We start from the raw sequence: 12,727 nt of genomic DNA on the forward strand, positions 1-12,727 counted from the left end.
TGCACCATGCGCACTGCACGTTCGCGGACTTCAGCAGAAAACTTGTTCGACTTGTTCATGGCTCCATTCTCTCAAAAGTTGGAGCCTCCACCAAATCCGGGGCGGTTCAGAACCGCGTGGTTGCTCGTATGTAACGAATGAGGTCGCGCATCCGGATTCTGAGGTGCTCGCTCGGTATGCGCGGTCCAGCCAACAGATCGTGGTAGTCGTTGCTCGAATCGTCCCACAGCGCGGGAGCGACCACCCTCAGCTTCTCGCACGATGAACCTTCGCCATGACGAACGACGTTGGCGACAATGAACATCTCAGTGAGATCGTCGCCCAACTTGGTTTGCGCAATGTCGATCCCGGCGCGATCGGCACAAAGCGCTAGGAAGTCCTCAAATCCACGCGACTTCGGCATATCGACATATGCGGCTCGCGCCCAAATGCTCAACTGACGCTCAAAGACTGCCGCGAGCGTCAGCGCGAATGCCTTCGCCGCCTCATTAGCTGTATAGTTGTCGACCTGAGCCGCAGCGCGATCGAGAAACTGTTCAATTGTCGCGGCCTCGCCGCTTTCGAGCAACGAGTGGACTTGGAGCATCTCCATTGAGGGCTGAATGACCCGCTCAAACAGCCTGGCAAGATTGGCTTGGAAGATGCGCGGCAACTGCTCCCTGGTTTCCAATGTCTCCCCCCGGTGGCGGGCCGACGACCATCGGGCCGTCGCTCCTTCCCACGATACGAATATTGAAACATTCTCCGTCGCGAAATCTAAGCGCTGCCCTTCAGAGTCTAGCCCATCATAACTTCCCGCTGATGGCACGTGATCCAGCTAGCTTAGTCACGTCGAAGATAAGATCGACCGCCTTGCAGAAGCTTTTCAGATCAATGTAAGTGGTGAGCACTGATCTGGAAACTCTCATGCGCTTTCATCGTCCATGCGCGCTATCGACATATCAAGATGTGCGGCCGTGAGGAATTTTTTGGCGTGCCGAAATGCATAAGGCGATGTCGGTATTCCCCAACAGCGGTCCTTCAGGGACCTCCATACGCCTTGCGGAGAGCGCGCAGCGTTTCGATATCCCCAAGGAACAATCTATCAGCCAAGTCCTCATCGGACATTACTCTGAAGTCATCTTCCCTCTTGAGACCTAGCAAGTCCCTAGCTGCCCAAGAGCCTGTGGAGGCCACTTGTTCCACCAGCTCGCGTCGCTCTGTCACAAGGTAATCTTTCCATTTCGGAAATCCATGCAGCCTAGCAATCGTGGAGTGCCCAAGGTTGTCATATGTGACGCTGGACCACTCGGTCATGCGCATTTCACCTAACGCTCTCTCTTTGAGCAAAGTCCTGTAGTTCGGAATAGCCGAAAGAAGCTTTCTCTCCAATTCCCAATAGCGTCTTAGCTGAAGCTTCGCTGATTCTGCCTGGAAGGTGCCGTCTTCCTTCTTGTTCTTCGTTACAAAGTCGTCCAGCGCCGCGGTGGCCTGAGCGTCAACGAGTCCAATGAGTTGTCCCTCGGGAGTGGCCACAACCTGGGTCCATGAAATCTCCGGTAGCGTAAAACGGGCAAGCGCATGCAAATCTGCGCCGAGCTTCTGTATTGCATCATTCGAGATGACGTTGATCTTTGCGATACGCTGAACGGCGCAGGCAGCTAGCAGCACAAGCCGATACGGTTCATAATCTTTAAAGTAGGTAAGGCACTGGTCAAGGAAATGCCTGATGGCTGTATCGAGGTCTGCCCCTCCCTGCCGCCCTGAAGCTAGCCATGCAGGAAGCCACTCCACGGTAGAGCGCTTCTCAGCTAAACCGACAAGATATGCCGCCGTCTGCGACATGAATGAGTCGTTGGCCGATCTTGGGTGGTCGGGTAATAGCTTGTACATGACGTTGAAGCTGTTCGGCACACTAAGCTCTATGAGCCGCCTATTCACCGCATTGCTGATGGGAATAGGAAAATCGAACATCATGTACAACCCGGCGAGCTCTGGCAGTGAAGCCGACGCAGCCTGTGCGCGTTGCTGTTCGGAGTCGGGTTTCACCATCATCCGAAAGTTTTCGACCACTGTATTTCGCTTGCTACGAAGCCTTCTTTGCAGAATATCTGAGAATTCTTCGACGCGACTCATAACGAATTCTTTGTCGAACACCCGGTCGAGTAGTCGGATGATACGCCGCTTCTGAAAGAACCAGACCTGCATTGGCTCCAACATCGCGCGCACCTTATCGAAGTCGGCCACCAGAGTCTTTATCTCAACATGCAGAACTGGACTCTCGACGTTCACCTCACGGTCGAATATCTCAAGCTTTAGTCCATCACATAGGACGATCAAAGCTGCATTGACGCTCGGATGCACCGAGTATTCCAGCGCTTGGGAAAAATCTTCGTAGCCAAAGGACGTCGTGCCGACCTGAGGCTTCTTCGCCTCCAGTAGCCAGAAATTTTCTTCCCACATGTGAACGTGATAATCAGATCGACGCCGCTGCCCCAAAAACGTCAGGTGGTTTTCGAGGCTCGTCGAGAAAGGAGTCCCCTTGTCATACCCCAGCACGCGCAACATGGGATCAATAATGTACGAGCGTACCTCCGCCTCATTGAATCTCTCGACGTCCGGATAGTCCTGGATATGTCTCAGAACTTCAATCTCCTCGGCCGAGAGCGGTTCCGACCGCTTTGACACGAGGAGCATGTCGATGTCGAGGGGGCCGGACGAAAGCGGGTCCATGTTCGTGTTCTCCGATAGGTGAGGACAGTGAGCTAGTCGCGTATTGTTTGCTACGTGACGCCCACCTCGGACGGCTAACGTCATCGCTAACTAGCAACCATCATACTGATTATTTCGTCTACCCAACGCGAACACACAACGGCATCGACCTGCACATCCGCTTATTTCCGGCCCGCCCGCGTCAGCAGACTTCGACGAAATCGTCGCTGCCAAGGCGCCATGCGCCAGCACTCACCACATAGTCAGCGCCCGCACACTCAGCAACTTCCCTGGCCCTTTCTTCCGAGCCAAAAACCCCGGCAAGGTGCCAAGGCAGCTTACGAACAACAGCCCACCCCCGTCGCCAGTCACTGTTATTTCGATCAAGTGTGGGTGCCCAATCTGGCAACTCCGGAAATGCCTGTAGCCAAGTTGCCCAAGCAGTACCTAAGCCATCTTCTGTCTCCGGCGCGATCGAGCGACTTACCAAGCCGATTACTTCGCCTTCGGAGTTAAACACGGGACCACCGCTCATCCCCGACGGCCAGTTTGCTTCGATTTCAAAAACAGGCGTAGGGTTTGAACGGTCGCGGCCATGTGGATGAAGTTGAACTACACGACCATATGCTGCTTTCATGCCTTCGGAAATCGTCGTCCGTGCTTCATCCTGACTACCCTTGAACGTCTCGATCCGAGGATATCCAATCGCTACAACGACATCCCCAGGCTTCGGTTGAGGAGGGTTAGATCGCAAGCGTAGATTCCGAACGGCGCTCAACGATGGCGTCTGCGTAGTCAGGAACGCAAGATCGATCGCCTGATAGTCGGGTCGACCCTGCAGCGCAGCAATAGGATCACTGCCGGGCAAAGCCGGGGACCAAATTCTACTGACTAGCCGAAGTGCTGCAGGCGGTAGCCCTACTGTCCCGAAGACAACTCCGTATCCATGCAACGCGACCAAGCCGGTATCCGAGGGCAGATTTATCCTGAAATCGCCGCTTCGATCATGCTGCATGATCCCGCGCAACCGTGCATCTGCAATGACGTGGTCAGCAGTCGTGAGACCGCCCCAGGGATCGATCACAAATGCGGTTCCCAGTCCTTGAAGATCACCATTTGACTCCATCCAAAATAATGGAACGACCGCCTTTCGAATACCAAAAGGATCGTCGAGTGAAAACAAGACCATCGATTCGTTGTCCAAACTAGGCGTCAAGAGTGTCGTCTCGCCTTCATCTCGATCACTTGCCATTGTCGCAATCGCAATAGCTTGAAACTGCACGTCCGATTCCACTGTTCCCCCGTGGTCTTCTGATCTTTCATAACGCTTGGAAAGCGAAGTATCGACCAATCGCCCTTCTGCTCTTTCGCCTCGCAATCCGCCCCGCAGCCGCATCAGTTCATGCCAATCGCGAAACCACCACTAGCGCCCCACTGTGCCGTCAAGCAGCTCCTCCAGTCGGCTCGCTTCGGGAATACCAAGACCCACTAACTCTGCCACGATATTGGCCACGTCCGCACGAATTACCGCGTCGGCGTCGATCGACACAGGGTCCAGAATACGAATCCTTTCGACGATCTCGCACCATCGCTTGCCGAAACTGTGATCGACCCAGAATAACCGGAAGTCGGGATACGTTTTGAGCCAGATCTTCCCTGCTTGAACGAGCAGACTGAGATGATCCGCGCGTGGCACAACTTCTAAAAGGTTTAAAAGGACGAGGGCGACAAAGGGCGAAGGTCCGGAAAGAGTAAGTCGAACCAATACTGGCAGAAACGGCCCAAGCCGCTCCACGCCCTTTTCGAGGAGATAGCTCTTTGTGGGTGAGACGAGGTTGTAGTCGTTAAAGAATAACGTGGCGATCGCCGGGGCAATGTGCCACTCAATGGACGTTTCCTTGGTGCCCTTTAGACGCTTCCACCCCCAGCTTTCCATCATGCGGTCAGCGAACTCCGATCGAACGGCAACAGCAACAGGAGCGTCCATATCTCCACCGCCGAAGTAGACCGCGTCAAAGCTCCGCAAAAAATCGGCGAGAACGTCGAAGAAGTTCTGCTCCGGTAGCGCGGCAATCGGTCTCACGAGATCTGTGAGCTCGGTCACGCCGAGACCGACCGTGCAGCGAGCCGTTAGCGCGAAGAAAACGCTATTCCATTCCGACGGTGTGCTGTCAGCTTCCTCTCCGTCAACGAGGTCGCCGCCATTCGCGGCAACCGTCCACGACATGTAGGTATTGACTACGTCGCGAAGCCATGGGAACTTGTCTGCGTTGCCCAGCTCTTGGACTTGGCGGAGCCAAAGTGCCGCCGTTTGGTGGTAGACCTCTTCTTCCGGCGGCGGCTCTTCAGCTTCGGGGGGATCGTCAAACTGCGTGGAAGACACAGGCAATCGAATACGTCGCCTGGGACGAATGTGCTCCTTAGGAAAAACGGGCCACGCAGGCTCGGGCCCAGCCCCTTCCAGCCAGACCATTTCCGCGTCAACGGCATTTAATGCGCCCGCCTTCCTCTGCTCGCCACGAGTCACCTTCTCCTTCTCGGAAATGTCCCACCTGCGAACGGGGACGACGCACGCATGGAACGCACAGCGAAGAAGTGCCCGAGGCAGGCGCTCATCAACTCGCAATAGCGCTTCAATTGCCGCGCCGAAGCCGTGAGCAGCCGCGTGATGACCTTCTGCGGCCACAGCGAGCAAGGCCCTTACGTTTTCTTGCGTATTCCCGAGCGCTGCGGCGTTGATCAGCCCGGCATAAGCGATCGCGACCGGGTTAAAGCGAAGGCCAGCTCGAACTTGATGCACGGGATCATGGCTATCGGACGCAAGCGCGTCCTGCAACCGGGCACGTGCCCAGTCGCCATATGCATCCCGCAAGTTGGTATCCCCGTCTCGCATGACCATCATCGCAGCGGCAAGAACAGCCTCCCGCAGCATGTTTAGCGAAGTGTCATCGTTATCATCATCAGTCGACGCCGCAGTTTTCGGTGCAGCTCCGCTGGCCCAGGCGACCGCGGCTTGAAGTTGATCTGGCGAGAAGCGGGAAGGATCGTCGATCCCGAGAGTGATCGCGCTCTGCATCGCGAAGTCGGACGATTTGGCTGCCGCAGCGTCCCGTAACGCCTGCAGGTGATTTTGTTCTGCAGCCGGAGATATGTACTGGCGTGCCTTCCCTGTCGAACCATCCTTGCGCACCACATCGACCTCATGCCAGTTTGCTGGATCGGCGAGGTTCAACGCATGCAGAACCATGAACTCCGGATTGCCCAGATTGGCTTGGACTCCGGCTGGTCCCAACCGATCAGCCGCATCGCGTAGCAATCCCGTTAGCTTTTGCAGTTGCTCCGGGTCAGTTGACAGAGCACAGCTGCCGATCAGCCCATCGAGCGTCATGCGCCTGGACAATCGATTTTTCAGCTCGGCTGCACTGACCGTACCGTGCGGTTCGGCCTGCATCGCTTTCAGCCCGAAGAAATCTGAGGTCTCCACCTGATCATGAACCTGCCGCGTATGGTCCAGGCACAGGAGTTCGGGGCATCCAAGAAACTCTGCCGCAGACGCGGCCGACTTTGGCCAATGCGAGATAATCAGGTCCACCGCAACAAGCAGATAGGCTGCGCATGACCCCGGTGGTCCGAGTACGTCTTTCAGAACGGCATCGAAGGCTTCGCCGGCCTCGATACGTCGATGAGCCCACGCTTCCAAGGCCATAAGCGCCGACGTTATGGCGTAGTAGTCGCTGTTCCTGGACCAGAAATAGGTGCCTGTCCAAGGAAAGACGCGCGTGCCATCTGCATACGCCAACCTGATTGCGTTGGCGCCCGCGTCACGACCACGAGTGCCGTGGACGATGGCATCGTCCACCAGACGATGAATCAGCGGGAGCCCGTCTGCTGGCGAGTGCAGCAGCAGTTCGAAGAACGGGCCTTGCGCTGGAGAGGCTGGAATAAACTCGTGATCGATGAAGGTGAAGGCTTCTTCGCGCTCGTCACGGAACCGGCGATGGCGGGGGCGTGATTTTTCAATCAATGCTTGTTCGGTCAGCGTGGCCAGTTCAGCGGGCGCCGCGGACGCCAAAGTCCCACGCATCTTCAGGATGCTTCGGATCAAGTCATCGTTGTGCTCGCCTTGCGTGACAGCCTGAAGATATTCGGCAGCCAGATCGGGGGTGGTGCGCGCGAACATGACGAATCCGTTGTGCAGATCTCGCCGGACGGACTGCACTTGACTGCGTTCAAGGCTCTCCCAGAATCGGAGGCCTTCATTCGGGCTGGGTGACCTGTTCCTCGGCTCCATCAATCTAAGCCATCGGTACAGCTGTCGCGTTATCAGCGGTGTGATGGCTGTGAAACCAAGCGTCCCGATTGAGAAGCTTGTATACATGTCAACTACATCTGGAATAGCCGCGGTCGGAACGTCGTCGCCGATACTCAGAAGCCACAGCACGAGGGCGAGCCAGACAGGACCTTTCGGTATCGTCATGCCTGGTGGTATGAGCTGGGGATCGACACCGTCGGTGGCGAAGACTGCCGACGCTGGCACAACTTCGACGGCCATGACCGTGCGCAGGAGTTCACGGAGCTGCAACGCCTGATTGGCAAACAAGAGGGGCTGGACGCGTGGTAGTACGGCCTCGGCCCCTTCAGAGCGAGCCAGCGCAAGCATGGCCGCACGCCGCCAAGACTTGTGCACGCCATCACCGCTCAAGCGGTCCAGAAAGCTGTTCCACTCTGAACCGTCTGTAGCACGCTCAACCATCACCCTGGCAGCCAGCTCGATGCCGCGTGCCTGCGTCGCGACTGCGGGGCGCTTCAGGTCCAGCCGGTCGATCAGGCTGCCATCATCAAGCAGTGCGCAGGCAATAGCCCATTCGCGCAGCACATCGTGGCGGAAGGAGACGTGGTTCGGGCCCAGATTGCGCAGTGTGCCGCTCTTGACCAATGCGTCAATAGGCTGTGCCGGCTGGGTACTGACATCAAGACCATCGGTTGCTGTTAGAGTCTGCCGGGCTAAGTCATTTAATAGGCGGGCCCGGTCCCTCCATCCCGTGTCACGCTTGCCGTCGGCTGTGGACCACCACTGGCTGGCCATCTCAGCTTCTGTATGTGGCAAAGGGTCGGCAGAAGACTTACTTGCGACGCGAGCGAGTCGAAACAAATTCCTTGTCACCCGTCTGGCCGGATGATTGTCGCTGAGCAATGGACTCAATGCGCGATCACTGGTTGCAAGCTGTTCGATCTCCGCCTCGCTCAACGCATCGATCATCACAGGCGACGCCCGCTTCAATCTATCGAGCGCGTCCTCGGGCAACCAACTGGGCTCCTCCACGCCAAATTCAGTTCGAGCGGTGGCGAGAACCGATACACCGGAAACATCTGCGGCGGCTCGGAGCATGTCCACAACGGTGAGACGCTCCTCGTCGCTGAAAGAGTCAAGGTTGTCCACAAACAGGATGGCGCCGCCGTCATTGGCAAGCTCAACCAAAAGCTCATGAGCGGTACCGTCAAAGCCGATCTGCGCGCGCATGGCTGTCCAGCCGCGCGGAACGCAACGACCTGGGCTCAGGACAAGAACTTGCCCCTCGGTCTGCAAGGACTCCGCCACCTGACGCAACACCCCGGACTTACCTACGCCAGCGTCGCCGTGAAGCTCGACATAACGTCCAACATCGAAGGCTTCGTGCACCGCTGCCACACGTTCATGGCGCGCAAGTACGACCTTGCCTACACGGTTGTCGATGTCAGCGAGCGCTTGGCGGGCATGTTCAACGAGAGCCGCCCGGGCGCTTATGTGCCGCCGGTCTGCGGCGAAGCGCAATCCGCGAGGATGCAGGGACTCCAAAAGCGTCGTGCGATTTCTGTCCCCTCCGTTCTTGGCTACATTGATCGCCAGCTCGACAAGATTCCCCCAAAACGCATCCACTCGCGAGGCATCGTCGGCATGCAACGTCCGGAGTGCTCGCTCCCGAACAAGATCCTCCGATATGGAGCCAGGTGCTGTGAAGTCAAACGTTAGAATCTCAAGTCGGCGTAACAACTTCCAGGTCGTTTCGTCATCGTGAGATGCACCCTCTTCCTTGAGGTGCCCCTGGAACGTCTGGACAAAAGTTCGCATGTCGTCGTTTGCGACACCAGGAAGCTTGAGTTGCGCGGTGAATGTCTCCGAATTTCCGATTTGTCGCGCCAGTGCGAGCACGTCCTGATACGGACCATCTATCTTTCGCGACCCTTTGGTCGTAGCGATTGCCAAGCCATACTGAGTTGACCAAAAGTCCGGGCGGCGCACGGCCTCCACAATCTGACCTACAACTTTTCGGAACACCGGGTCCGCCGGGGTAAACGTGATCGTCCGTTTGACCTGTATCTCCAGTACAGCAGGTTTGCCGAAACCATCGATTGCATGGACGATCACGTCGTCGAGAGGTCGCCCGGTGTTTGCTTGTTGAAGGGCAATTCGATCGATCGTTGTGCCGGGAAGGCCGCGTGGCGGTGCGCCACAGAGCATTGCAAGCAGATAAAATGCGGCAACCTGCCCTTCAAAGTGTGCTCCAGCGGGCCCGCTAGACGCCGTACTCGTTCCCTGTTGATCACGGACGCCAGGGTCATCACCCTCGGGTTGCGTCTTTTCCATAGTCATCTTTCCCTGTCGGCCTAGAGTTGCAGTTCTTCGCGCTCGACGGTCTCTCGCGAATAGCATCGCAACCTTCGAACACCCGGTTGGGTAGTAGGAAAAAGCCAGGCGGCGTCTTCAGTACTGGAACAGCCCACCCGCAAAGCTGTTAGAAGTCCCCTATTCTGCCTTGGCTAACTGGTCCAACGATCTAGCCTCAAACACCGCTGCGAACTCGTCATCCGACCAATGACCGTCACCATAGTCATGGTGGTCATGGAATTGCAGCCCTTGGTCAAAAGAGATCGCAAAGTAAGGCCCAACAAACGGACAGCTCGGCAAGTAGTAGGTCTTGATGAAAGGGTTCTCCTCCCACTCACGCTTGATGAAAAGATGACCTCTCGTCCCCGTGATGAACCACGGCCTGTCGCCGAATGCCGTGAATTGCTGATCGATTATTTCTCGCATGTGATGGATCGCAGAGAGCGCGTCTTCTTTCAATGTGGCGTAGGTTCCAACATTGAAGTGGATCGACCTGTGCCTGAGTTCCATGAGCGCGCGAAACTCCGTTACAGCTTTCGGTTGCAGGACGTTCCATGCTTCCAATGTGTCGATTGGCACCTGCCAATTATCGAAGGAGCCTTTCCGGAAAACCTTTCTGTATTCCGGCGTGCTCTTGTAGAAGTCTCTCAAATCTAGAACGAGGTGATTCAAGATTCGCTCGCCAAGCGCGCAGGCGCCTACAAGCGCCGGGTAGTACGCGCCAATGACAAATGCGCGTCGTACTTGGTCGAAGAAGTGATTATGATAGGCAAGGACGGAGAACGGCTTGGTACCTATGGCAACAAAGTTCTCGATATTTTTCTCGGAAAAAATCTCCCCGAACTCCCGAACAAGACCAATCTTTGTCCGTTCCCGATTCTCCATATGGAGACGCTTGGCCTCCTCCGTCCACCCCTCACCGGGCTCATCAAAAACATGAGCCCGAGAGTCAAAGTCCATCGTATAGCTCAGGTGCCGACGACGACCAAAATCCGCCAAGGTCGATTTCCACTCGACAACGGGCTTTGACCAATCAATCGTGCTGATCGTGATGCGCTCTGAGGAATTGGTCACCATGTGCTCGAAATCCTTGTCTTCCGCTTGGTTTGCGCTCCTTCTTCTTGCAAGATTTTAGATGAAACGGCGTCGGCGAGGGCCTTACGCCAATCCCTCACCCCGTCACTTTCTGTCTGAATCCCCGGTCTCGTGCCATGAACGTTTCCAGCATGTACGGTATCAGAGTCGTCGCATCAACCGCTTCGCCGTAGGTCTGCGCGTGCAATGCGGCGTAGCGGTCCAAATCGGCTTTCAAGCCAACCGAGCATGTGAACGCTAGCTTGACGTTCTCGGTTTTCGGTAGCGGTCCCAGCCGCAGCTTGCGCGTCGTGCTCATGGCATGGGCCCCCGCTGTACAAAGAGCGGCTGATACGGCCGCAGCACCATATCCTTGTTCACCATCACGTTGACCTGAAACCCCGGCCGCACAGTCAGCGTTGGTTGGATGCTCAGGTCGCGGCGCGTGATTTCCTGTCCGACCTGATTGGCCGTGTCCTGCGAGCTATCTCGCAGCGCGATGACCGTATTGCCGTTGGCGCTGCCCTGATTCGAGACGGCCAGCTCGGAGCCGACGCCGAGCATCGTAGACAGCACAGCCCCCGTCAGAATGCGGCCCCAGTGCCAGTCAACACCGTCCTCCCGACCCGCGTAACCGGCCGGGTCGATACCGGGCAGCTTATCGAGGGCGATCGACGAGGTATCGGGTAGCACCAGACGCAGCCATAGCAGCAGCACTCGCTGCTGCCCGAACGCAACCTGGCTGTCGTAGCGGCCGATCAGGCGCGAACCCTGCGGGATCAGCAGATAGTGGCCGGTTGCCGTGTCGTACACGGGCTGCGTGACCTCGGCGATGATCTCTCCCGGCAGGTCGGAATTGATACCCGTCACCAACGCGGCAGGAATGATCGTGCCGGCCATCACCGTGTACGGCAAGGCCGGTGCCTGCAAGCTGCCGGTGTTACTGGTCGCAGCATCACCGCCTTTTGTCATGAACGCTTCTTTCTGGTCCTGCCGGTTCTGGATTGCCGTCGGGTCGTTGGGCTGCGCGGCCGTGGATGCCGGCCCGGCACCCATCGGATTGAACGCGCCGGCCGCGGCATTGGCCGTCGGCGTGGTGCCCGCAGACGTGGAACCCACATCCGGCTTGCCGGCATCGCTGCCGGTGTGGAAGAACACCGCCGAGCGTGCAGTCTCGTCGGCCTGGCGCTGCCGGTCGATGTTCTCAGCCGATGGCCGCGGATTGACGTTGCCACCCGGTAGCGGCGGCATCGCCGACGCTGCACCCCAGTCGCCGGGCAACGGCGGCCCGAGCTGCGGCACGCTGGCCGGCGATGCCAGAGCGGGTTTCGCCGGCAGCTTCGAGTAGTCAGCCGGCAACTGGTCGAGGTCGTCGACTTTGGCGATCCGATCGACGTTGTAGAGGTTCGTCTGATCGCCCGAACCACGCCGGCCCTTCGATTGCAGCGCCCACATCGACGCGCCGGCCACGGCCACCGCGAGCAGCGAGGCGGAGACGGCCAGCGTGCGGCGGTTGAGCCGCGTTACCGCGCGCGGTGCTGCACGCAACGCAATGCCCTCCGGGGCGACCTTCGGAGCGGGCTGGGCTTCGTGGTCAGTCGTGCCCATGACCAGCTCCCGCAGCGACGCCATCGGTACGCTCGATGCGTACCACCGCCGCCTTGTCACCACCGAGGCGCAGCTCGGCCGCACCGAACAGGCGATCCACGATGTCGTAAGGGGCGTGGAAACGATAGTTCACTAGCTCGCCCTTGCCATCCGGCCCGACCACGAACAGCGGCGGCAATTCGCCCTGTGCGATGCCGGCGGGAAACTGGATATAGACATGCTGCCCATCGTCGAACGCGCGCACCGGCTTCCACGGCGGGCTGTCGCCCGTGATCGCATAGCGGAAATGCAACTGGTCGAGCGACAGGCCCGAAGCGGCGGGCGCTGCGGCATCGGCGGCCTGTGCCTGAACCTTCAACGCCAGCATCTGATCCTTCGGGTACCTGAACGCAGGTGCCCGAGAAGGGGCGAAGACGCTTGTAGGCGGCAGCCGCGCCACCGAGGGCAACCTTGGCGACGGCTATTTTGTGCCGCCCACGGTCTTCGCCGGCGTCACCGACGACATGACCATTGCTCGCGAAGAGATCTTCGGGCCGGTCCTGTCGGCCATTCCGTTCGACGACATCGACGACGTGCTGGAACTGCCGCCGGTACGGCGCTGGGCGTAGCGGGCCTTGCTGTCGCTGGCGGCGCAGCCGTGGCCACCGGCGGTGCGGCAGTCGCGGCCGGCGCACGCCTTGCAGCGCGCGGTGCGGTCGGCACGGCACG

General features: G+C 58.1%; 8 protein-coding genes and 1 pseudogene. 1 reads left to right on the forward strand and 8 read right to left on the reverse strand.

Annotation, left to right across the window (positions count from 1 at the left end; all coding sequences use genetic code 11):
* Nucleotides 1–106: 106 nt before the first annotated feature.
* From HV675_RS31205 to HV675_RS31240, 8 genes and pseudogenes are all read right to left on the reverse strand, one after another.
* Nucleotides 107–670, reverse strand: a complete 564-nt coding sequence (locus tag HV675_RS31205) for a hypothetical protein (protein WP_175115321.1) — start codon at nt 668–670, stop codon at nt 107–109.
* A gap of 350 nt (nt 671–1,020) precedes the next feature.
* Nucleotides 1,021–2,712 carry a type I restriction enzyme HsdR N-terminal domain-containing protein gene (locus HV675_RS31210; protein WP_175115322.1) on the reverse strand — a complete coding sequence of 564 codons (1,692 nt, stop codon included), beginning with the start codon at nt 2,710–2,712 and terminating at the stop codon, nt 1,021–1,023.
* 181 nt (nt 2,713–2,893) lie between these two features.
* Nucleotides 2,894–4,042 carry a S1 family peptidase gene (locus tag HV675_RS31215; RefSeq protein WP_175115323.1) on the reverse strand — a complete coding sequence of 383 codons (1,149 nt, stop codon included), beginning with the start codon at nt 4,040–4,042 and terminating at the stop codon, nt 2,894–2,896.
* A gap of 72 nt (nt 4,043–4,114) precedes the next feature.
* On the reverse strand, nt 4,115–9,316 hold the full coding sequence (locus tag HV675_RS31220; RefSeq protein WP_175115324.1) for an NACHT domain-containing protein: 5,202 nt from the start codon (nt 9,314–9,316) through the stop codon (nt 4,115–4,117).
* A gap of 159 nt (nt 9,317–9,475) precedes the next feature.
* Complete coding sequence (locus tag HV675_RS31225; RefSeq protein WP_175115325.1) at nt 9,476–10,414, reverse strand: hypothetical protein; 939 nt, start codon at nt 10,412–10,414, stop codon at nt 9,476–9,478.
* A 94-nt stretch (nt 10,415–10,508) separates the two neighbouring features.
* Complete coding sequence (locus HV675_RS31230) at nt 10,509–10,730, reverse strand: DUF2274 domain-containing protein (protein ID WP_175115326.1); 222 nt, start codon at nt 10,728–10,730, stop codon at nt 10,509–10,511.
* Nucleotides 10,727–12,019: a TraB/TrbI/VirB10 family type IV secretion system protein gene (locus HV675_RS31235; RefSeq protein WP_175115327.1), complete on the reverse strand. Its 1,293-nt coding sequence runs from the start codon at nt 12,017–12,019 to the stop codon at nt 10,727–10,729. The genes HV675_RS31230 and HV675_RS31235 overlap by 4 nt, the downstream gene beginning before the upstream one ends.
* Nucleotides 12,006–12,410: pseudogene (locus tag HV675_RS31240) on the reverse strand (TrbG/VirB9 family P-type conjugative transfer protein); the annotation flags it as partial. The pseudogene HV675_RS31240 and the gene HV675_RS31235, both read right to left, overlap by 14 nt.
* On the opposite strand from HV675_RS31240, the gene HV675_RS31245 reads away from it, so the two are divergent.
* The gene (locus HV675_RS31245; RefSeq protein WP_175115328.1) at nt 12,403–12,627 is read left to right on the forward strand and encodes an aldehyde dehydrogenase family protein; all 225 of its coding nucleotides are present in this window, start codon (nt 12,403–12,405) and stop codon (nt 12,625–12,627) included. The pseudogene HV675_RS31240 and the gene HV675_RS31245 sit on opposite strands and share 8 nt — an antisense overlap.
* The last annotated feature ends 100 nt before the right edge of the window (nt 12,628–12,727 follow it).

Source organism: Paraburkholderia solisilvae (genome assembly GCF_902859875.1).
Lineage (GTDB): Bacteria > Pseudomonadota > Gammaproteobacteria > Burkholderiales > Burkholderiaceae > Paraburkholderia > Paraburkholderia solisilvae.

Bases quoted from the DNA above. Each gene is read 5' to 3' on its own strand.
- HV675_RS31210 (WP_175115322.1), bottom strand. From the start codon at position 2,712: ATGGACCCGCTTTCGTCCGGCCCCCTCGACATCGACATGCTCCTCGTG.
- HV675_RS31220 (WP_175115324.1), bottom strand. From the start codon at position 9,316: ATGGAAAAGACGCAACCCGAGGGTGATGACCCTGGCGTCCGTGATCAA.
- HV675_RS31225 (WP_175115325.1), bottom strand. From the start codon at position 10,414: ATGGTGACCAATTCCTCAGAGCGCATCACGATCAGCACGATTGATTGG.
- HV675_RS31230 (WP_175115326.1), bottom strand. From the start codon at position 10,730: ATGAGCACGACGCGCAAGCTGCGGCTGGGACCGCTACCGAAAACCGAG.
- HV675_RS31235 (WP_175115327.1), bottom strand. From the start codon at position 12,019: ATGGGCACGACTGACCACGAAGCCCAGCCCGCTCCGAAGGTCGCCCCG.